Here is a 21,090-nt window from a genome sequence, read left to right as displayed (position 1 = left end):
GAATATGATCATCACGTGTCGGCCCCGGAGTAATGGCCGCCGCCGAGCCGAATTCAGGAGAGTGCACGTGTTGACGCCGAATACGCATCGCCAGATCGTCATGGCCGAACGTCCGTCCGGTCCCCTGGCGATGCGGCACTTTCGCAGTGAGGTCGTGCCGGTGCCGCCGCGCCCAGCCGACGCGGTGCTGCTGCGGAACATCTTCGTGTCCGTCGCCCCCGGAGCCCGGGCGGTGATGCAGGGGGCGGCCTACCGCCGACAGCTCGTCCCGGGCGAGGTCATTCCGAGTTCTGTCATCGCCGAGGTGATGACCGCGCCGCCGGGCGGCCCCGAGCCGGGAGGCATCGTCGGCGGGGAGGGGCTGGCAGGAGTACTCGGTCGTACCCACGTCCGAGATCTGGCCGTCGGTGGCAACAACGTCGGGCAGCTCGCCGTCCGGCTCGCGCCCGACCCGCCCGGCTGGCGAGCGGGACTTATTGACGATAGGATGATATAGCCAATAACAGGAATTGATCCGACGAGGATCGTCGCGGCGGTGGACTCGGCCACCGTTTCGGGTTGCCGACAGCGTTCGATCCCGCCCCGATACCATTCGTTCCGTGGGAACGAGCAGATATCATTCGCCGCGGCGCGCGGACGCCGCGGCGGCGACCCGGGCCTCGATCCTGGCCGCCGGGCGGGAGCTGTTCCTGCGCAAGGGGTACGCGGGCACCACCGTGCCGCAGATCGCCGAGGCCGCCCGGGTGGCCGTGCCCACCGTCTACACCAGCGCCGGCGGCAAGGCCGACATCCTGGCAGCGCTGATCGAGCCGATCACCCGCGATCCCGCGGTCGGCGAGACGCTGGCCGCCATCGCCGAGAGCGAGGACGCCGCCGAGATCATCACACTGCTGGGCGAGGGTGTGCGGCGGACCTACGAACGCCACTGGGACGTCGTCGTCGGGCTGTTCCCGCAGAGCCAGTCGGAGCCGGCCGCCGCCGAGGTGTACGAGCGGATCCTGCGCGCGTACCAGGAGGCCATCGGGGTGGTCGCCGACCGGCTGGTCGAGCTGGACGCACTGCGCCCCGGACTGGACCGTGCCGGCGCGCTCGACCTGCTCTGGTTCTACCTGGGGCAGGCGGCCTGGCCCACCCTCGTCCGGGACCGCGGCTGGTCGCTGGAGCGGGCCGCACGCTGGCTCACCGCCCAGGCCGTCGCCGCGCTACTGCCGCCGGACTGATCCGCACCTCTACTCGCCCTGGGTGCCGGTGTTCCCTGACGACCGGGGCGCGCTGCTCGACCAGCCGTACACCAGGTGGCCGCCGCGCACGGACACCGGCGGATCATGTTGGGCGCGTGGGGGCTGCGGGGTCCTCCGCAACCGCCCCCGCCACCGTCGCCGAGGCGTTCGCCGACGCGTTGCGGGCGGTCGACCGGTTCGACCTGGTGGTGTTCGCCATTCGCGACGGCCTGGCCGGCACCCCGGTGTACCGCGCTTTCGCGGACCGCTTCCCGGAAACCGCCCGGCGCCAGCCGGTTCGCCTTCGTCGTATTCTCGCCGTGTCACGCTGTTCCACGCCGAAATTCGGATTGGTTCGCACCGACCGGTACGACCGTCTGAGCGCACATTTCTGTGAGCGTTACCGGCAGGTCGGCAATCTGGTCACCGGCGACCTCGGGCGGCCGGTGTCCTGGCATCGAGCCGAGCGATCCGGGTTTCGTCACCTCCCGGGTCGTCATATTCTTGGCCGCGATGGCCGCGGCGGTGCTGCCGCGTCGGTAGATGATGATAGACCTCGATGTTGATGGTGTCGACGCTGCTGGTCCGGCTCCGTCTTGTTCTCGACGCGGCCACCCTGCGGTGCGGCCCGCGCGGACGCCGGTCGGCGCGGTCTGACGCTCGAGGCATAGTCCTGAGACGATCCCTATGATGGCGCATAGCGTGTTTCGGTGTCACATAAACATCGACATCGGGCGAACTGCCAGCCCGGCCTGACATGCGGTCGAGGGTTGACATTCGGCCGCCTTATGCGTTGGATCAAATATGCCGTTCGAGGAGCTGTAGGAGAGTCCTCCCCCTGGCCAAGGGAGGCGCCGAAGGAGCAACTTCCCCGGAAACTCACAGGCCCCAGTACTGCAGCTCCGAGGCGCCACTGGAGAGCAGCGGCGTGTGCCGCTCACCGAAGGAGGAACCCGGCGAGAGCCGGTGACACTCTCAGGTACACAGACAGTGGGGACGGAGGACGCCCGCCGCGTCCAATGGTCAGCCGGCTCATCGTCATGCCTCCGTACCCCCAGCCCTTCCTACCCACGCGAGCCGGTGACTCCGGATCGCTGGTCGTTCCTGGGCTTGTCGATGACCCGTCAACGGTGGCCGGTTGATCAGCTCTCAATCGAGGAGAGTTGCACATGTGCGAAACCGATCATCTCGACTCGTCCGGGTACAGCCGTAGGGACCTCCTGGGCCTGCTCGGCATGGCTGGCGCCGGGCTGGCGGTCGCCCCGGTGCTGACGTCGGACCCGGCACTGGCCGCCGCGTCCGACCTCGCGCTGGACCCGAACACGATGCCGTCCGATCTCGTCAACTACGAGGCGCCGACGAACCTGGCCGTCGACTCGCGGGCGAAGGACGCGGCCGTCTCCTGGATCGACCGCCAGGCGGACCGCATCGCCGGCCTGAACGATCGGATCTGGGAGTACGCGGAGCCCTCACTGGCGGAGTGGAACTCGTCGTGGGCCGAGGCGCAGTTCCTGGCCGCCAACGGCTTCACCATCGAGTGGGGTGCGGGCGGCATGCCCACCGCGTTCGTCGCCACGTTCAGTCACGGCACCGGCAAGCCGGTGATCGGGTTCAGCGGCGAGTACGACGCGCTGCCCGGACTGTCGCAGGAGAAGGGGAACCCGAAGCACAACCCGCTGGTCTACCACCATGATCCGTACGCACCGACGTACGGCTTCGGGCACGGCTGCGGACACTGCGCGCTGGGTGCCGCGGCCGCGGGCGCCGCAGCGGCGACGGCGGCGGCGATGAAGGCCCGCGACATCGACGGCACCATCAAGTTCTTCGGCTCCACGGCGGAGGAGCAGCTGGTCGGTAAGTCGGTCGCGGTGAAGGCGGGGGTCTACCGTGGCCTCGACGCCTTCGTCGACTGGCATCCGGCCAGCGGCAACAGCACGAGCTGGGGTTCGGGCAACGCGATGTACAGCGTCGCCTTTCACTTCCTCGGCACGGACGGGCACGGCGGCTCCCCACTGGAGACCCGGTCCACGCAGGACGCGGTCACGGCCATGGCGATGTTGACCGAGTTCCTTCGCGAGAGCGACCTGGCGCACACCGCTCGGATGCACCACGCCATCCGGCAGGCAGGGCAGGCGCCGAACGTCTTCCCGACGCTGTCCAGCATCTGGTACTACGCGCGGGAGGGTAGCCCGGCCCGCTCCAAGATCCTGATGGACAAGATCGTCAGGTGTGCCGAGGCGGCCGCACTGGCCACCGGCACCCGGATGGAGCACCGCATCATGGGCGGGGTATGGAACAAGCTCGGCAACAAGCGTGGCGCCGAGCTGATGTACGCCAACATGACGCAGATCGGCGCGCCGACGTTCTCCGAGGCCGACCAGCGCTTCGGTAAGGCGCTGCAGAGGTCGAACGGCTCGGCGGAGACCGGATTCTCGAGCGCGATCAGTGAGCTCCGACCTCCGGCGCCGGTCTTCATGGGGGGCGGCTCGACCGATGTCGCCGACATCAGCTGGCAGGTGCCCACCATCTCGATGGGCACCGCACACCAGCCCGGGGGCACGAAGAACCACTCGTGGCACCACACCGCCACCGCCGCCGCGAACTCCGGGCACGTCGCGATGATGGCCGCCGCCAAGTACCTTGCGGCGACCACCGTCGATCTGCTCACCCAGCCGACCATCCTGGCCGAGATGAAGGAGGAGTTCGACCGGCGCACTTCCAAAATCAAATGGAAGAGCATGCTGCCGGACAACTACCAGTTGCCGCTCTACGAGCCGCCGAAGTGGTTCCTGGAGCGGACCCGGCAGTCCTGGCCGCCGCGCGGCGTCACGTGGCCGCCCAAGCGGATCGTCTCGACCGAGTCCGCTCCCGATCTCGGGCCGGACCTTCCGCCGTCGAACCTGCCCCCGCTCGAGTAGCGCCGGCAGCGCCGCCCGGCGCGAGGCCGCGAACTGCGGCAACAGCCGCGCGTAGCGTTCGATCACGGGCTCCCGGTGTGGTGTCGCGGCCCGCCGGCACCACACCGGTCCCGGCCCACCGTCGGACGCAGCGAAATGATCACGGCGACGCCGTGGCTCCGCCCGCCGAGCTGCCGGCACCCTCATGCCGGCGCGGATCGGCCGCGGCGGACCGGAGCCGGGATCGTCGGTGGTGACGGCCGGGACGCAGCGTTTCGGCGCGTACGCCCTCGCTCCCGATTTAGGCTGACCATGCCGTGACGCGGCGCCCGAGGATGCCGGGCAGGCACCTCCGCGGCCGATCCGGCTCGCCCGAGTCAGCGACCACACGTGCGGGCGGAGGTGTCCCCGCCCTGGCCCGGGCAGTGCGGGCGTGCCGGCGGACACCGTGCGCCGACTCCGCCAGCGGCGGTGGAAGGAGATCGCCGTGACCATGCGGATCCCCGCGCTCGACGTCCAGCGTTGGGTGAACTCGCCGCCGCTGACCCTCGACGAGCTGCGCGGCCGGGTGATCCTGATGGACATCTGGGAGTACACCTGCATCAACTGGATCCGCACCGCGCCCTACGTCAAGGCTTGGCACCGGGAGTACGCCGACCGGGGCCTGACCGTCATCGGCCTGCACGCGCCGGAGTTCGAATTCGGCAAGCACGCCGAGAACATCGACCGGGGCATCCGGGAACACCGGCTCACCTATCCGATCGCGCTCGACAACGACTTTCGGGTCTGGGACGGCCTCGGCAACCTCGCCTGGCCGGCACGGTATCTCTTCGACGCGGACGGGAAACGCGCCGCCCGGTGGATCGGCGAGGGCGAGTACGACCGTACCGAGGCGGTGCTCCGGCAGCTTCTCGTGGACCGGGAGCCCGACGTCGAGCTGCCGTCGGTGACCGCCGAGGCGGCGACCTTCGCGGCGACCGCGCCGCCCTCGTACGCCGACGTGACGGAGGAGACGTACCTCGGCGTGGACCGGCGGCTGCCCGGCGCCTTCAACCTGACCGGAAACTGGCGGGACGGTGGCGACCACGTCGAACTGGGCAGCGGCGCGGGCGAGATCGCCCTGCCCTTCAACGCCGGCGAGGTGAACCTCGTCGTCGAGCCGGGGCCCGCCGGCCCGGCCATCCTGCGGGTGCTGCTGGACGGGCGACCGATCAGTGACCGGCGCGGCGCCGACGTCGACGTGGACGGGACAGCCCGGGTCGACCGCCCGCGCATGGTCCGGCTCGTCGCCCGCGCGTCACGCGACGATCACCTGCTGACGGTCACCGCCGATCAGCCCGGCTGCCGCGCGTACGTCTTCACCTTCGGCCCCTGACGAAGGATCGGCCGGGCGGAGAGCCGACGTGGTCGCGGCGGAGCTCGTGGCCTCCGCCGCGCACCACACCTGAACTACCGGCGGGGGACCCGGCCGACGGCCGCCAGACCGGCACTACGCCGGGGGTCATCGGTGAAGTACTGCGGGTCGTCAGGGGCGGGCCGCCACAGCGGCAGCCACACCAGGCCCGGCTCGACGAGATCGAGGCCGGTGAAGAACCGCTCGAACCGCGACCGCGAGCGCAGGCCCAGCGGGGTCTCGGTCCGGTGTTGGTAGATGTCGTGGGCGACGTCGAGTTCGTCCTGATCGTGTCGCACGTCGTCGGTGGTGGCGTGCGACGCGACGAGGTGACTTCCCGGCGCGAGCGCCGCGCGGAGCTGGTCCACCGCGCCGTACGCGACGTCGTCGTCGGGCACGAAGTGCAGGACCGCCGCCAGCAGCAGGCCGACCGGCTGATCGAAGTCGAGCAGCTCCGTGACCTGCGGATGCGTGAGGATGGCCGCCGGCTCGCGGAGGTCGCCCCGGATGGCGGTCGCGAGCTGATTGTCCTTGAGAAGATCCAGGCTCTCCGCCACCGCGACCGGGTCGATGTCCACATAGACCACCCGGGCATCCGGCGCGACCTGCTGAACGATCTCGTGGACGTTGCCCACGGTGGGGATACCGGAGCCGATGTCGAGGAACTGCCGCACACCGGACTCGGCGAGGTAGCGCACGGCACGCCCCAGGAACGCCCGGTTGGTCCTGGCGAGCTGCGGCCCCAGCGGAAGCACCCGCATCATCGCCTCGGCGGCTTCGCGGTCCGCCGGGAAGTTGTGTGTGCCGCCGAGATAGTAGTCGTAGATCCTGGCCGCGGTCGCCGGCCTCGTCCCGCCGTCGGTCGCACCAACCATGCCGGCCCCTTCCGTAGGTAGCGCACGGTTCCTCGGGCTTCGCCTCCGCGATCTCCCGCCGGGTAGTGCGCGACCCGCCGCCCCGACGGCGTCCACATAGGAGGCACCGCGACCCTACCCGTCGGGTGGGCCTCGGCGCAGCCCCGGCGGCCGCTGCCCGGCCCGGGCCGGGCGACCCCGTGCCCCGGTTTAGTTTCCCGGGTACGCACGATGCTTCTCGCCGGGCCGCCCGGCCCACGGCCGTGCCGGTCGGGGTCAGTTGGCCAGGACGCCGCCCTCGACGGTCAGTTCCTGAGCGTTGATGCCGCCGTTGCGCAGGAGGAAGTCGGTCGCGTCGACGATCTCCGCCATCGTCACCAGCCGCCCGATCGGGGTGCGGGCCACGTGCGGGTGGTCGGGCATGTGACGCCACTTCGGACTGTCGCCGACGATTCCGGAGTGCAGCGCGTTGACCCGGTGCGGAGCGAGCTCGACGGCCAGCGTCTTGACCAGGCCGCTGAGGCCGGCGTTGTGGGTCGTGACCATGGTGGACCCCGGGTACGGACGGTCCTTGGCCACCCCGCCGAAGAGCACCACCGAGGCGCCGGGGCGGAACCGGTCGCGCAGGACCCGTACCGTCTCGGCGTAGCCGACCAGCTTGATGGTCACCGAGGTGACGGCCGCCTCCACGTCGAACTCGGCAAGGGTGTTCGGCGTCTGGCTCGTCGCGGTGATGACCAGGTTGTCGACCTCCGTGACGTCGGCGAACGCGGCGGCGATGCTGCCCGGCTGAGAGAGGTCGGCGCCCAGCCCGCGGGTGTCTCCGCCGATCTCCGCGGCCACGGCCTCGGCTCGTGCCTTGTCCCGGCTGGTGATGATGACGGTGTCCCCGCGGTCCGCGAAGTGCTGCGCGATGACGCGGCCCAGTCCGTTGCTTCCGCCGACAATGATGGACGTGCTCATTTAGCCCTTTTCCTCCCACCGGTCATACCTTGATCGGCAATTACAGACCGTAGCGCGTGCCGGGGTCGGTTCCGCTGGACGGTGTGGTGACCGCCATGCGTGGCCGGGGCCACAGCTTGGTGCGCGTCACCTCGAGCGGCTCCAGGTGTCGCTGGAGCTGACCGGTTGCGCCAGGTACGCGACCGCCCGCTGAAACAGGCTCGCCCGGGGTGCCGGCTGCGGCGCCACGGGCGAGGCCCGACCGGGGGACAGCTCAGTCGAGCACCGACTCGCCACCCGGGTAGGCGAACGACGCGCGCGGTGAGTAGAAGCCCCAGACGATTTCCAGCGGCTCGGCCGGACGCAGCGCGTACACCGGGTGGTCGGGCTCGAGGAACTCCAGTGACTCGACCTCGAAGGGGTCGACGGGCTCCGCCACGAACGGGTAGTTGCCGCTGACGAACCTTCCGTCCAGGCGGGTGAGGTAGCGCAGCTGTCCCCGGTTCACGGCGTCGCCGGCGCGGCCGACGCGGGCCGTCGTCCTGATCACGGGTACGCCGTCCGCCTCGGTGGTGGCGACCAGCCGCCTGCCCCGTACCTCGATGGTGGTGGTTCCCGCGGTGGCCGGCACCCCGCGGGCGGTGGCGTACGCGCGGACGACCGGACTCGAGTTGAAGTAGTGCGTCCACCATCGGCCGGGGGTGATCCCGTCGGGCGCATCGAGGCCGGACAGGTCCGGTCCGATGTAGGTCAGGGAGTAGGCGCCGAAGCCGGAGGTCTGCCCCGGATCGTCGACGACGTACTGATTCATGAAGACCTGACGGTTAGGGGCCGCCTCGAGCCCGTCCGGCACGAGGGCGGCCACGGCCTCGGGGTCGGCCGGTGTCCAACCGAAGTAGAGCATCCTGCTGTTCACGACGAGCTGTGGAGCGACGAGTTCGGTCACGAGGAAGCCCCTTCCACGCGGCATCGATCGATAGTCGCGACGCTACGGAGCGGGCTGCCCGGCAGACAACGACGGATTACCGACATGCGGCCGGTCCGTCGGCGACCGGGCCGCTCCGTCGGGCCCCGCCGATATCCGACCATTGTGGAATCAGGGCGGCCCGGACGCGCGGTCGATCCAACGCTCCGCCCGGGACAGGTGCGTCATGTACAGCGGTGAGGTTCTCTACTTCACCAGATGGCAGGGCGCCGGCCGGTTCAGCTGGGGCAACTGTGGCTGACCGGCCGTCGGCCCGGATCCGCTGACCCGCCGTCACCCGACGGGAGGCACGAGCTCGGGGGCGCCCCAGGCGTCGGGCACGGGCAGGCCGGCCTCCCGTCGGGCCATCACGGCGGCGCCGACCTGTGCGGCCTGCGCGCCGAAGGCGGAGCGCAGCACCGGGGGCGGGTTCCGCCAGGCGAGCGCCGCGCGCAGGGCCTCGCGTACCGGGTCGAAGAAGAGCGCGCCCGCGTCGGCCAGCCCACCACCGAGGACGATGCGGGCCGGGTCGAGGGTCAGGGTGAGGGTGGCCAGGGCGGTTCCCAGCGCCTGGGTCGCGTCGTCCCAGACCGTGCGGGCCACCGGGTCGGTCGTCACCGCGTCGGCGATGGCCCGGCTGTCCGATCCCGGCGTTCCGCCGAGCCGGGCGTAGCGGCGGGCCAGCCCGCCGGCGGAGGCGTACACCTCCAGGCACCCCCGCTGACCGCAACTGCACGGCTCCCCGCCCGGGTGGACCGGCATGTGTCCGACCTCGCCGGCCGAGGCCGTCGCGCCCGACACCGGCACGCCGTGTACCACCACGGCGGCGGCGATGCCGGTGCCCAGCGGTAGCAGGAGGAAGTTGTCGAGCCCGCGAGCCGCTCCGGCCACCGCCTCGGCGACGCCGGCCGCGCGCGCGTCGTGCCCGACCGCCACCGGCAGCCCGAGGTCGTCCCCGATGAGGGCGCGCAGCGGCACGTCGCGGAACCGGAGGTTGGCGGCGTACCGCACCACCCCGTCGACCTCGTCGACGATGCCCGGCGTGACCACACCGATCGCGGCCGGTGTGACGCCGAGGGCCAGCGCGTCGTCGCGCAGTCGCAGGCACAGGGACCGGACGGCCTTGACCGGGTCGTCGTCCGCCTGTGACGGCACGACCAGCGAATGCCGGAATCGGCCGTCCTCGTCGACCACGGCCCCCTTGATGGTCGTCCCGCCGACGTCGACGGCGAGGACGCACCGGCCTTCGGGCTGAGTCACGCGATCACCCGGTCACCACGGCGAGGCCCGCGGTGAAGTCGCGGTCCAGGGGGAACATCGGTCGCACCACGTTCTGGTACGGCAGCCGCACGAGGTCCTGGTCGACACCACCAGGTGTCAGCGCCAGCAGCCAGTCCCCGGCCGCGTCGAACAGTTCGGGCTCGAGATAGCCGATCTTCACCACGACGACGTCCACCGTGTCGACCGCGACCCCCAACCGGGTGTACGAGCTGAGCAGCCGGTACTGCATCCGGCGGGACGTGACGAAGACGCTGAGACCGCCGACCCGAACGCTGACGCACCGTCCGCCGTCGGGATCGTCGGCCACCGCCTCCAGGATCCCGTCGAGCGGGAGCGGTCCCGGATCGCGGGAGTCGATCCGTCCGCCGACCGTCACCCGGACCGGAGAGCCGAGCGGCTGGTCGGCGACCTGTGCCACCGCCTCGGGGTCGACCAGCGAGGCGAACACGGCCCGGCGCGAGCCGTCGCGGATCTCGGGGCGGGCCAGCATCCGTTCGAGGGCGAAGGTGACGTCGTCGGCGCCTCCGGCGCCAGGGTTGTCGCCCGAGTCGCTGATGAAGAACGGTCGCCGGGCCGGGTCGGCGACCGCGGCCAGGGCTGTGTCGAGGCACTCGTCCATCGTGCCGGTGGGGGCGACGAAGGCGAACTCCTCACGGGCCGCCCAGAAGTGACCACCGAGCTCACGGGCCGCGTCGGCGGCGGCAGTGGCGTCGGTGCCGGTGACCACGATCGCGCCCTGGCAGCGCGGCTGGTCGGCCCAGGCGAACCCGATCCAGATCGCCGCGTCCACGATGCCGTCGCGGGCCTCGATCTCGGGGATCCTCGCGTACAGGCCCCGGGCGGGCTCCTCGCGGGTGCTGGTCATCTCGCCGGGCAGCAGGATCGGCACGTGGACCAGCGCCTTGTGCGGGCGCTGCTGCCGGCGCAGCGCCTCGACCAGGTTGCGGGCGGCGCGTTCACGCGTCTCCCACACGTCGACGTGCGGGGCGGTGCGGTAGCAGGTGAGCAGGTCGCAGGCGTCGAAGAGCACCTTCGAGACGTTGCCGTGCAGGTCCATCGCCGCGGAGATGAACGGCTCCGCCCCGATCGCCGAGCGGATGGCGGTGACCAGGTCGCCCTCCGCGTCGTCGAATCCGACGACGCTCATCGCGCCGTGGAAGTCCAGCAGCATGCCGTCCAGCGGGCCGGCCGCGGCCAGCTTCTCCACCAGCTCCGTGGCCCAGGCCTGGTACGTCGGCGCGTCCACCGCGCCGCCCGGCAGGGCGCGGGCGTGCACGAGCGGGATCCACTCGACGTCGACGGCCCAGGGCTGGGCGGGGGAGAGCCAGTCGTATCGCGCCAGCAGCGCATCGCCACGGGTGACCTCGAAGTCGTCGGCGGTGCTCAGGTGGGGCGAGAAGGTGCTGGATTCGATGTGGATGCCGCCGATGGCGACGCGGAGGGGACGTGGCACGGGTGGTGGCTCCTCAGGAGGGTCGTACGTCGGCCGTCGTGCGCAGCAGGTGCCCGAGGCCGACCAGGGCCGCATCCGGGCCCGCGACGCTGGCTTCGATGGTCAGGGACTGGGTCATGGACGGTAGGCAGCGCTCGTAGAGCATTCCGCGGGTCGCCGCCACGTAGACGTCGAGGCTGGACAGGGCGCCGCCGATGACGACGCTGTCGGGGTTGAGGAAGTTGACCAGGCCGGAGAGCGCCACCCCTAGCAGGCCGCCGGCGTGGCGCACCATGGTCACCACGGTGGGGTCGGCGTCGCCGACGGCCGTCACGATCTCACGGACGGTGGTCGCCGACGAACCCTGCTCGGCCAGCTCGCGGGCCAGGGCGGCACCGCTGGCGACGGTCTCCAGGCAGCCCCTGCTGCCGCAGGAGCAGTGTCGCTCGCCGCTGTCCGCGACGCGTACGTGGGTGACGTCGCCGCTGAGGCCACGACCGCCGCGGTAGATCTGGCCGCCGCTGACCAGGCAGGCGCCGATGCCGGTGCCCGCCTTGACGTAGATCATGTCGGCGGTCTCCCGGCCGCGGGTGACGTACTCGCCGATGGCCGCCGCCTTGGCGTCGTTGTCGACCAGCACCGGCACCTCGAAGCGCGCGGTCAGGTCGGCCCTCGCGTCGAGGCCGCTCCAGCCGGGCATCCGGGCCGGGCCGATCAGCCGCCCGTGGGGGAACTCGACCGGGCCCGGTAGGGCGACGCCGAGCCCGAGCATCGGCTCGCCGGGCGCGGCCGCCGCCTGCATCCGCGTGAGGGTGGCCGTGACGACGTCGAAGACTTCCGTGGGTCCGGCGGCGATGTCGATCGCCACCTCCTCGGTCACGCGGAGCCCGCCGCCGGGTGCGCACAACCCCACTCGGGCGTGCCTGCCGCCCAGTTCCGCGACGGCGAGGAACCCGTTGGTCTCCCGCAGCCGCAGGATCCGGGGACGGCGTCCGCCGGTGGACCGTCCCACGCCCTCCTCCAGGACCACGCCCTCCTCAAGCAGCCGGCGCACCACGGTGGTGACGGTCGAGGGAGCGACCTGCAGCGCCTCGACGAGGTCCGCGCGCGAGCTGGCGGCGCCGCTGGCCAGCAGATCGAGGGTCTGATCGCGCAAGGTGGCGGAGATCGATGGTTCCAAGAAGTCTCTCCTCGTTCGGGCGGTACTCCGGCGCCGCAGCCTCAGTTTGTCGCAGTGCCAAAGCAAGGTTGCGCTCCGGAGTCCGCGCGGAGAGCATCTTTCGATGCCTCGCCGACTTCGATCATACCGTGGCCAAAGTTCCCGAATAAAGAGGGAATTTTTCGTTGACTCAGCACTTCGGCGTGGATAGATTCTCCGCGTTGATCGTCGAGCAGCGGCACAAGGCGGCTGTACCTGTGGCAACGCCGCCAGCGCCCGGAGACGCGGGGCACGTGCACATCAATCGAGGAGACTCATGAGGAGCAGATTTCCCGGGCGCGCCCTCCGTGGCGCGGTGGCGCTGGCGGGTGCGCTCGCGCTCGGGGCGAGCCTGGTCGCCTGCGGCGGCGGCTCGCCGAAGGACGGCGGCAGCCAGGGCAAGGACACCGCGACCGTCGCCTTCCGCACGCCGAACTGGATCCTGCCGATCTCGGCGCCGGGCTTCACCCAGGGCGAGAACGCCATCTTCGGTCAGGCGCTGTACCGGTCGTTGTACCAGTACAAGTTGGACGGCACGGCGCAGTACAACATCGACCCGAAGCGGTCGATGGCCGAGCCGCCGGTGGTCAGCGACGGCGGCAAGACGCTGACCATCACGCTCAAGGACAACACCTGGTCCGACGGCAAGCCCGTCACCACCAAGGACATCCAGTTCTGGTACGACCTGGTCACCGCGAACAAGGACAAGTGGGCGTCCTACCGGGCCGGCGGCTTCCCCGACAACATCGCGCAGTGGTCGATCAAGGACGAGAAGACCTTCTCGATCACCACCAAGCAGGTCTACAACACCGCGTGGTTCGTCGACAACCAGCTCAACCGGATCACGCCCCTGCCCCAGCACGCCTGGGACAAGGACTCCGCCACCGCGGCCGTGGGCGACCTGGCCAGCAAGCCGGAGGGCGCCAAGAAGGTCTTCGACTTCCTCACCGCGGCGGCGAAGGACCTGAAGACGTACGACTCCAACGAGCTGTGGAAGGTCAACAGCGGCCCGTGGCAGCTCGCGAAGTACGTGCCGAACGGTGAGGTCACCCTCGCCGCCCAGCCGAAGTACTCGGGCGAGGACAAGCCGAAGCTGGCCAAGGTCGTGCTGCGGCCGTTCACCAGCGACGACGCCGAGTTCAACGTGCTGCGCGCCGGGGACGTCGACTACGGGTACATCCCGGCGGCCAACGTCTCCCAGGAGAGCTACCTCAAGTCCAAGGGCTACACGATCTCGCCCTGGTACGGCTGGTCCGTCACCTACCTGCAGCTGAACTTCAACAACCCGAAGACCGGGGCGCTGTTCAAGCAGCCGTACCTGCGGCAGGCCATGCAGATGCTCATCGACCAGCCGACCATCAGCAAGGTGATCTGGTCCGGCACGGCGGCGCCCACCTGTGGCCCGGTGCCGGCCAAGCCGGGCACCAACGGCACCGGCTGCGTGTACTCGTTCGACCCGGCCAAGGCCAAGGAACTGCTGGAGAGCCACGGCTGGAAGGTGACCCCGGACGGGCAGACCACCTGCCAGACCCCGGGCACCGGGGCCGACCAGTGCGGCGAGGGCATCGCCGCCGGCACCGCGCTGGACCTCACCGTGACCAGCCAGACCGGTTTCGCCGCCACGACCAAGATGTTCGCCGAGATCAAGTCGCAGATGTCCAAGCTCGGCATCCAGCTGAACATCAAGGAGGTCCCCGACTCGGTCGCCGTCACCCCGGCCTGCAAGCCGACCGAGGCGACCTGCTCGTGGGACATGTCCTTCTTCGGCTCGCAGGGCAGCTGGTACTACCCGGCGTTCGCCAGCGGTGAGCGGCTCTTCGCCACCGGCGCGCCGGTGAACCTGGGCAGCTACAGCAGCGCGGAGGCCGACCGGCTCATCGAGGCCACGCAGTTCTCCGGTGACGAGAGCGCGCTCAAGGCGTACAACGACTTCCTCGCCAAGGACCTGCCGGTGCTCTGGATGCCGAACCCGGTCTACCAGAACTCGGCATATCGGTCCGGCCTGCAGGGCGTCGAGCCGCAGGACCCGATGAACCTCATGTACTTCCAGGACTGGTCCTGGAAGTGACCGATCACTGATCGTTCCGGCCCCGGGGGGGGGCCCCCCGCCCCCCGGGGCCCCCCCCGCCGGCGCCCCCCCCCATCCCGGCAGACCCCAAAGCCTCCTGGGTGTCTGGCGTTCCCCCGTCTCCTCGCCCGCGCGCCCCCCCCGCGGCCCCCCCCACCGCGCCGCCGGGGCCCCGACCGGGGAGGAGGAACCGACCACGTGGTCCGGTACCTCATCACGCGCCTGGGCCAGGCCCTCGTCGTCGTCGTGCTCGTCACGGTGATCGCGTTCCTCATCCTGCACCTGCTGCCCGGAGGCGCGGCGCGAGCCACCCTCGGCAAAGAGGCGACGCTGGAGCAGTTGGCGGCGTTCAACCACGAGATGGGCTACGACCGGCCCTGGATCCAGCAGTACCTCATGTACGTGCAGCGCCTGCTGCACGGCGACCTCGGCTACTCGTACCAGCTGAACCAGTCGGTCGTCGAGGCGATCACCCAGCGGCTGCCGAAGACCATGGTGCTGTCGCTGCTGTCGACCCTGCTCGCCATCGTGCTGGCGATCCCGCTCGGGGTCATCCAGGCCGTACGCCGCAACCGCTGGCCCGACTACGCCATCACCTCGCTGTCGCTGCTGGCGTACGCCACGCCCATCTTCTTCATGGGCCTCATGATGATCATCCTCTTCTCGCAGGTGTGGGCGGTCCTGCCGCCCGAGGCGCCGCAGGGATTCACGGTGGGGGAGGTGCTCGCCGACCCGGCCGGGCTGGTGCTGCCCACGGTCACGCTCGCCATCGTCACCATCGCGGTCTACTCGCGGTACGTCCGCTCCACCATGGTCGACAACCTCAACGAGAACTACGTCCGCACCGCCCGCAGCAAGGGCCTCTCCGAGCGGCGGGTCGTGCTGCGGCACACCCTGCGCAACGGGTTGTTCCCGGTCATCACCCTGCTCGGCATGTACCTGCCCGCGCTGTTCAGCGGCGCGCTCGTCGTCGAGTCCCTGTTCAACTTCCCCGGCATGGGGCAGCTGTTCTGGCAGGCGGCGCTGAAGCGTGACTTCCCGATCCTGCTCGGGGTCACCGTCATCATCTCGATCGCGACGGTCGTCGGCGCGCTCGTCGCCGACCTGCTCTACGCCGCCGTCGATCCCCGGGTCCGACTCCGCGGGAGGGCGTCATGACCACACTCTCCGAGACGGCCCGCCCCGGCACCGCCGGTGAACCGGCCGACGCGTCCGAGGCCCCGGTACGCGGCCTCTGGCGGCAGGGGCTGGTCGTCTTCTGCGAGAACCGGCTCGCCCTGGTGGGCCTGGGCCTGTTCATCCTGCTGGCCGGTCTCTGTTTCCTCGGCCCGCTCTTCTACCACACCGACCAGGTGCACACGGACCTCAGCGCCGTGCACCTGGCCCCCGGAGAGCAGGGGCACCCCCTCGGCACCGACGGGGTCGGCTACGACCAGTTGGGCCGGCTGATGCTCGGCGGCCAGACGTCGATCATCGTCGGACTCGCGGCCGGCATCCTCGCCACCGCCGTGGGCACGATCTGGGGAGCCGTCGCCGGGTTCGTCGGCGGATGGGCCGACGCGGCGATGATGCGGGTGGTCGACGCGATGATGTCGATCCCGTCGCTGTTCCTGTTCATGCTGCTCGCCGCCATCGTCACCCCGAGCGTGCCGATGCTCATCATCATCATCGGCGCCTTCGCCTGGCTGGGGCCGGCCCGGCTGGTCCGGGGTGAGGCACTGACCCTGCGCTCCCGCGAGTACGTCCAGGCGATGCGTGGGATGGGGGGCACGGGCGGCCGGGCGGTGCGCCGGCACATCGTGCCCAACGCCATCGGGACGGTGATCGTCAACGCGACCTTCCAGGTGGCCGACGCGATCCTCTACGTCGCGTACCTGTCCTTCCTCGGCCTCGGCGTACCCCCGCCGGCGGCGAACTGGGGCGGGATGCTCTCCGACGGGCTCGCGGACACCTACAGCGGCCACTGGTGGCTGCTGTACCCGCCCGGAATCGCCATCATCCTCATCGTCCTCGCCTTCAACTTCATCGGCGACGGGCTCAGGGACGCCTTCGAGGTCCGCCTCCGGCGACGCTAGCAGGAGCACGAAATGAGCGAATCGACCGAACCGATCGTCCGGAACTCCTCGGCGGACCGGGACAGCGCGGGGGTACAGCCCCTGCTGGAACTGCATGACCTCGACACGGACATCGCGTTGCGCCGGGGCACGGTGCACGCCCTCGACGGGGTCAGCTTCGAGGTCATGCCGGGGGAGACCCTCGGCGTCGTGGGCGAGTCGGGCAGTGGCAAGACGATGACCGCACTGTCGATCATGGGCTTGCTGCCTCAGGGCGGCCAGGTGACCGGGGGACAGATCCTCTTCGAGGGCCGGGACCTGCGGTCGTTGGCGGCCGACGAGGTACGCCGGATCCGCGGGGTGCGGATGGGCATGGTCTTCCAGGACCCGCTCACCTCACTCAACCCGACCATGCGGATCGGGGTCCAGGTCGCCGAACCGCTCCGGGTGCACGAGAAGGTCGGCAAGGCGGAGGCCCGGGAGCGGGCCATCGAGATCCTGCGCCGGGTGGGAATGCCGCGCCCGGACCGGATCGTCGACAACTACCCGCACGAGCTGTCCGGCGGGATGCGGCAGCGCGTCGCCATCGCGATGGCGCTGGTCTGCTCCCCGCGCCTGCTCATCGCCGACGAGCCGACCACCGCGCTCGACGTCACCACGCAACGGCAGATCCTCGAACTCATCGACGACCTGCGCGAAGAGTTCGGGATGGCGGTCATCCTGGTCACCCACGACCTGGGCGTGATCGCCGGGCGCGCCGACCGGGTCGCCGTCATGTACGCCGGACGGGTGGTGGAGACCGCCGCGACCGGAGAGCTGTTCCGCTCGCCCCGGCACCGCTACACCGAGGCGCTGATGGAGGCGCTGCCCGAGTCGGCCATCCGGGAGGCCGGTGAACACGCCCGGCTCTACAGCATCCCCGGACTGCCGCCGGACCTGTCCCGACCGCTGACCGGGTGCCGGTTCGCGGCGCGCTGCCGGCACGTCACCGACGAGTGCCGGACCACCGAGGTCACCCTCTCACCCGGTACGCACCAGCACGCCTGCCTGCACCCGGTGCCGGCGGCCTCCGCCGGTCCGGTCACCCTGCCGAGCCCGGTCCGGATCGAGGTCGAGCCGGCACCGGAACCCGCCGCCCCGCCGCCTGGGCCGGACGGGCCGGCGGTGACGCCGGTCCTGTCGGTGCGCTCGCTCGTCAAGGACTACGCCGCGCACGGTCGTGGGTTCCTGCGCCGGGACGCCGGGCAGGTGAGCGCCGTCGCGGACGTCTCGTTCGAGGTCGGCCCGGGGGAGACCTTCGGGTTGGTCGGCGAGTCCGGCTGCGGGAAGTCCACCGTGGGGCGGCTGGCCGTCGGCCTGGAACGGCCGACCGCCGGGCAGATCGTGCTGGACGGCACCGACATCGCCGGCCTGGCCGGGCGGGAGCGTCGCCGGATGCACCGGCGGGTCCAGCTGATGTTCCAGGACAGCTACGCGGCGATGAACCCGCGGATGCGCGTCGACGCCATCCTCGCCGAACCGCTCGAGATCCAGAAGGTGGGCGACGGGGCGGCGCGACGGGCGCGGATAGCGAACCTGCTCGATCAGGTGGGGCTGTCCCGGCGGGTCCTCGAGCGCTACCCGCACGAGTTCTCCGGCGGCCAGTTGCAGCGCATCGGGCTGGCCCGGTCGCTGGCCCTGCAACCCCGGCTGATCGTCGGCGACGAACCGGTCAGCGCGCTGGACGTGTCGATCCAGGCGCAGGTCCTCAACCTCATGAAGGACCTGCAGCGCGAACTCGGCCTGGCGTACGTGTTCATCAGCCACGACCTGTCGGTGGTCGACTACATGGCCGACCGGATCGGCGTCATGTACCTCGGCAAACTCGTCGAGATCGGACCCGCCCGCGAGGTGGTCCGGGCCGCCCGGCATCCGTACACGCAGGCGCTCATCGACGCCGTCCCGTCCATCACCCCGAACCCCGCGGCGGCTCGGGACGGCATCACCATCCGCGGCGAGCTGCCCAGTGCGCTGAACCCGCCCACCGGGTGCCGGTTCCGGACCCGCTGTCCCCTGGCCCAGGAGATCTGCGAGACGGAGCCGCCGCTGGCCGGCGACCGGCACCAGGTGGCCTGCCACTTCCCGTTGCGCCCGGAGTCGAGCGCGGCGTCCCCGCGGACGGGGGCCGCAGCGTGACCACGGTCGAGATCTGCGTGAGTGACGTGCCAACCGCCCTGGTGGCCGAGGCGGCCGGGGCCGACCGGCTGGAGCTCTGCGCCGACCTCGGCCAGGGCGGCACCACCCCCAGCCTCGGAACGGTCGAGGTGGCGCTGCGGACGTTGCGCAGGGTGGGCGTACGGGTCATGGTCCGTCCCCGTGGCGGTGACTTCCGGGTCAGCAAGGTCGAGGAGCAGGTCATGCTCGCCGACATCGAGGCCATCCGCGGGCTGCCCAATCCACACGGCCTCGCGGTCGGGGTGGTGGTCGGTGCCGTCGGCGCCGACGGCGGTCTCGACCTGGCCGTGCTACGCCGGCTGATCGAGGCGGCCGGCCCGCTGCCGGTGACCGTGCACAAGGCCTTCGACGAGGTCGACGACCAGTTGCGGGCCATTGACGGGATCATCGACCTCGGGGCGGACGCGGTGCTCACCTCGGGCGCGGCGCCCACCGCGCTGACCGGCGCCGCGCGCATCGCTGCCCTGCGGCAACGGGCCGGTGACCGGTTGCGGGTGATCGCCGGCGGCGGCATCCGGTCGCACAACGTCCGGCAGGTGCTCGCGGAGACCGGGGCGCGGGAGGTGCACCTGCGGGCACCGGTGCTGCTCGACGGGCGCGAGGCCACCGACGGCGACGAGGTACGCCGGGTCGTCGCCGCCACCCGCTGACGGCGGGTGGGCGGGGCGGTGCTCAGCGCACATCGATCGTGTATTCGGCCGTGTGCACCGTCCCGTCGACCTGGAAGTCGAAGAACGCCCGGTAACGGCCGGGGCTCGGCGGGGTCAGCCAGAACTTGACGGCCCCGTCGACCAGTTCCGGCTCCGGGTGGACGTGTACGTAGCCCAGGTCGCCCTCGCGGACGACGACCAGGTGCCCGTACGCGCCCAGATAGCGCTCGACCTGCGCGGGCGTGCCGGAGCGGCCGACCCGGAACGAGGTGGGGGACATCATTCCCACCGCCGGTGTCCCGTCCATCGACACCGTGTACGGCCCGGCGGTCGCCGCGGGGTGCGGCGGGGGCAGCGCGGTCGGGGAGTGTGCTCCCGGTACCAGGTGGTCGACGCCGAGCACCAGCGGTAGCGGGCTGCCGCCGGGGGTGGCCACGGAGAAGTCGGCGTAGATCCGGTAGCCGCCGGGCCGGGACAGCTTCAGCGGGACGCTCCAGGTGCCGTCGGGCGCCATCGTGGGATGCAGGTGCTGGTAGCCGGCCAGGTCGCGGCCGACCACGATCAGGTGCAACGTCGTCTCGTGCACGACCGCGAAGCCGGTGGCCGCCCGCCGGTCGGTCCCGATGATCCGGAAGCGGTAGTTCACCGTGGCACCCGCCGGCTGGGACCGCTCCACCGGTCGCAGGGTGTACCCGCCGGCGCTGACCGTGGTGCCGGCCGCCCGCGTCTGACTCGTCCCGCCGTCACCGGGGTGCGTGTGCGGTCCGGTGCCTGCCGGGTGCTGGTGCCCGTCCACCGTCGACATCGCCTGCCCCGCGGCGACCGGCTCGCCGGGGCGGGTGGTGGGAACCCGCGCCCCGGTGGTGCTCCGCTGGTCGCCCGCGCCGATCCGCCCCAGACCGAAGCCGGTCAGCAGGGCCACCACCAGCCCGCCGACGAGCAACGCGAGCCGCGGGTCGCTCGGCTGGGGCCAGCGCGTCCGGGCGCCGCCGTCCCGACGGGTCGTGCCACCCCTTGCTCGGGAGCCGGTGCCGGCGCCCCGACGGCCGGCGGCCACGCGCGCCGCGCCGCGCCGATCCGAGGCGCGGCCGGTAGAGCGGCGGCGGATCACGAGGGCGGCCACCGCCGTGGCCGCCACCGCCAGTCCGGTCCACGCCGGCCAACCGAGGCCACCCTCGTCGCCGGTGACCGTGGCGGCAGCGGCCGCCGGGGGCGACGACGCGGTCGGTGCGGCCGACGGGCTTCCCGACATCGCCGGAGCCGGTCCGGTCGCCGAGTGCTGCTCGGTGGCCGCGAGCAGCGCGGGGTCGGGCTGCTCGGTCGGCGGCCGCCAGCCCCGGGGTGCCGGCGTCGTCGGCCCGGTGTAGCGGAAGGTCGTCGCGCCGCGTACCGTGTCGCCGTCCGAGGCCACCGTCAGGTAACTCACCGAGTACTGCCCGGACGCCGGCAGGTGCGCGATCCGCACCACGGCGGGGAACCCCGTCGCGTACTCGCGCGGCTCGAACTTCCCGTCGACCAGGAAGTACTCCCGTACCGGCCGGTCTAGCGGTTTCGGCTCCCCGTGGCTCCAGCCGCTGTCGACCCGAACACCCCCGGGCGCCGTGACGGTGAAGTACGCGTTGCCGGCGACCTTCTCGGTGAAGTACAGCTCCACGGCCGCGAGCGGCCGGCTCACCGCCGAGCCGTCCGCCGGAGCGGCCGCCGCCAGGGTGCCGTGGGCGGCGGCGGGCGGGGCGGACGCGAGGACCGCGACCGCCGAGCTGAGGACGAGCGCGAGCAGGCCCGAGCCGAGGCGTGCAGGAGCCGGGGGGAGAGGCATCATCGCATTCTCACGACGGTCGAGCTTCGATCAATACTTCGATAACCTTTTATACGAATGGCCAAAAGTTCCGCGTCGATCGACTCATCAGGTCGGCGAGCGGT

General features: G+C 71.3%; 17 protein-coding genes and 1 riboswitch. Of the genes, 10 read left to right on the top strand and 7 right to left on the bottom strand.

Annotated features, from left to right (window positions below):
- Nucleotides 1–67: 67 nt before the first annotated feature.
- The 5 genes from ABZS42_RS03080 to ABZS42_RS03060 all read left to right on the top strand — a co-directional run bounded on the left by ABZS42_RS03080 (nucleotide 68) and on the right by ABZS42_RS03060 (nucleotide 5,492).
- Nucleotides 68–496, top strand: coding sequence for a hypothetical protein (locus ABZS42_RS03080; protein WP_355141993.1), 429 nt, complete (start codon nucleotides 68–70; stop codon nucleotides 494–496).
- 103 nt (nucleotides 497–599) lie between these two features.
- Complete coding sequence (locus tag ABZS42_RS03075; RefSeq protein WP_355141991.1) at nucleotides 600–1,220, top strand: helix-turn-helix domain-containing protein; 621 nt, start codon at nucleotides 600–602, stop codon at nucleotides 1,218–1,220.
- A 116-nt stretch (nucleotides 1,221–1,336) separates the two neighbouring features.
- Entirely contained in the window at nucleotides 1,337–1,786 is a 450-nt protein-coding gene (locus ABZS42_RS03070; RefSeq protein WP_355141989.1) for a hypothetical protein, read from the top strand.
- A 337-nt stretch (nucleotides 1,787–2,123) separates the two neighbouring features.
- Nucleotides 2,124–2,221, top strand: a riboswitch (glycine riboswitch).
- 168 nt (nucleotides 2,222–2,389) lie between these two features.
- Nucleotides 2,390–4,138: an amidohydrolase gene (locus tag ABZS42_RS03065; protein ID WP_355141987.1), complete on the top strand. Its 1,749-nt coding sequence runs from the start codon at nucleotides 2,390–2,392 to the stop codon at nucleotides 4,136–4,138.
- A 472-nt stretch (nucleotides 4,139–4,610) separates the two neighbouring features.
- Nucleotides 4,611–5,492 carry a redoxin gene (locus tag ABZS42_RS03060; protein WP_355142337.1) on the top strand — a complete coding sequence of 294 codons (882 nt, stop codon included), beginning with the start codon at nucleotides 4,611–4,613 and terminating at the stop codon, nucleotides 5,490–5,492.
- A gap of 74 nt (nucleotides 5,493–5,566) precedes the next feature.
- On the opposite strand, the gene ABZS42_RS03055 is transcribed toward ABZS42_RS03060, so the two are convergent.
- The 6 genes from ABZS42_RS03055 to ABZS42_RS03030 form a co-directional block, all read right to left on the bottom strand.
- A complete protein-coding gene (locus tag ABZS42_RS03055) occupies nucleotides 5,567–6,385 on the bottom strand; it encodes an SAM-dependent methyltransferase (RefSeq protein WP_355141985.1) in 819 nt (272 codons plus the stop codon).
- A gap of 255 nt (nucleotides 6,386–6,640) precedes the next feature.
- A complete protein-coding gene (locus tag ABZS42_RS03050; protein WP_355141983.1) occupies nucleotides 6,641–7,327 on the bottom strand; it encodes an SDR family oxidoreductase in 687 nt (228 codons plus the stop codon).
- Between the two features lie 253 nt (nucleotides 7,328–7,580).
- Nucleotides 7,581–8,276, bottom strand: a complete 696-nt coding sequence (locus ABZS42_RS03045) for a hypothetical protein (RefSeq protein ID WP_355141981.1) — start codon at nucleotides 8,274–8,276, stop codon at nucleotides 7,581–7,583.
- 288 nt (nucleotides 8,277–8,564) lie between these two features.
- Nucleotides 8,565–9,530, bottom strand: a complete 966-nt coding sequence (locus ABZS42_RS03040) for an ROK family protein (protein WP_355141979.1) — start codon at nucleotides 9,528–9,530, stop codon at nucleotides 8,565–8,567.
- 4 nt (nucleotides 9,531–9,534) lie between these two features.
- The gene (locus ABZS42_RS03035; protein WP_355141977.1) at nucleotides 9,535–11,004 is read right to left on the bottom strand and encodes a M81 family metallopeptidase; all 1,470 of its coding nucleotides are present in this window, start codon (nucleotides 11,002–11,004) and stop codon (nucleotides 9,535–9,537) included.
- Between the two features lie 13 nt (nucleotides 11,005–11,017).
- Nucleotides 11,018–12,163 carry an ROK family transcriptional regulator gene (locus tag ABZS42_RS03030; protein ID WP_355141975.1) on the bottom strand — a complete coding sequence of 382 codons (1,146 nt, stop codon included), beginning with the start codon at nucleotides 12,161–12,163 and terminating at the stop codon, nucleotides 11,018–11,020.
- 295 nt (nucleotides 12,164–12,458) lie between these two features.
- Here ABZS42_RS03030 and ABZS42_RS03025 point away from each other — a divergent pair, with 295 nt between their 5' ends.
- The 5 genes from ABZS42_RS03025 (at nucleotide 12,459) to ABZS42_RS03005 (ending at nucleotide 19,167) form a co-directional block, all read left to right on the top strand.
- Nucleotides 12,459–14,249, top strand: coding sequence for a peptide ABC transporter substrate-binding protein (locus ABZS42_RS03025; protein WP_355141973.1), 1,791 nt, complete (start codon nucleotides 12,459–12,461; stop codon nucleotides 14,247–14,249).
- 198 nt (nucleotides 14,250–14,447) lie between these two features.
- Entirely contained in the window at nucleotides 14,448–15,407 is a 960-nt protein-coding gene (locus tag ABZS42_RS03020; RefSeq protein ID WP_355141971.1) for an ABC transporter permease, read from the top strand.
- Nucleotides 15,404–16,324, top strand: coding sequence for an ABC transporter permease (locus tag ABZS42_RS03015; protein WP_355141969.1), 921 nt, complete (start codon nucleotides 15,404–15,406; stop codon nucleotides 16,322–16,324). Before ABZS42_RS03020 ends, ABZS42_RS03015 begins: the two co-directional genes overlap by 4 nt.
- 12 nt (nucleotides 16,325–16,336) lie before the next feature.
- Entirely contained in the window at nucleotides 16,337–18,478 is a 2,142-nt protein-coding gene (locus tag ABZS42_RS03010) for an ABC transporter ATP-binding protein (RefSeq protein ID WP_355141967.1), read from the top strand.
- On the top strand, nucleotides 18,475–19,167 hold the full coding sequence (locus ABZS42_RS03005; RefSeq protein ID WP_355141965.1) for a copper homeostasis protein CutC: 693 nt from the start codon (nucleotides 18,475–18,477) through the stop codon (nucleotides 19,165–19,167). The genes ABZS42_RS03010 and ABZS42_RS03005 overlap by 4 nt, the downstream gene beginning before the upstream one ends.
- A 22-nt stretch (nucleotides 19,168–19,189) precedes the next feature.
- Here ABZS42_RS03005 and ABZS42_RS03000 read toward each other — a convergent pair whose 3' ends face one another.
- Complete coding sequence (locus ABZS42_RS03000) at nucleotides 19,190–20,986, bottom strand: copper resistance protein CopC (protein WP_355141963.1); 1,797 nt, start codon at nucleotides 20,984–20,986, stop codon at nucleotides 19,190–19,192.
- Between the last annotated feature and the right edge of the window lie 104 nt (nucleotides 20,987–21,090).

It is taken from the genome of Micromonospora sp. NPDC005367, assembly GCF_040606825.1.
Taxonomy (GTDB): Bacteria; Actinomycetota; Actinomycetes; order Mycobacteriales; family Micromonosporaceae; genus Micromonospora.
Note: the sequence above shows the minus strand (reverse complement) of the source record. Positions and strands in the feature narration are given on the sequence as shown.